Annotated in this window: 1 protein-coding gene; it reads left to right on the forward strand. The window is 58.8% G+C overall.

The window, feature by feature from the left end:
• The coding region (locus AC1RPN_RS08950; RefSeq protein WP_481763837.1) for a hypothetical protein at positions 1-277 on the forward strand (277 nt) is incomplete at both ends.

The raw sequence follows: 277 nt of genomic DNA on the forward strand, positions 1-277 counted from the left end.
GACAGCGAGCAATTGAACCGAACCTTGATCCGGACGGCGCCCGTGGGCCTAGCGTTGATCGACGCGACGAACGGTGCATTGCTGTTGGGCAACGAGACGATGGATCGCTACGAAAAGGCTGATCCTCGTCGTACGTTATCGGCACGGATTTGGGCGTTCGCATCGTCCGGCAAGATTGGCGAGGGGCCGGAAGTCTTCTGCAAGGAGCTAACACTCGGCGAAGAAGGCGAAGTGGCCGGCGCGACACATCTGCTTATCAACGTTACGCGCGTCAAGT

It is taken from the genome of Dellaglioa sp. CoH-57-MRSF-20, assembly GCF_056781955.1.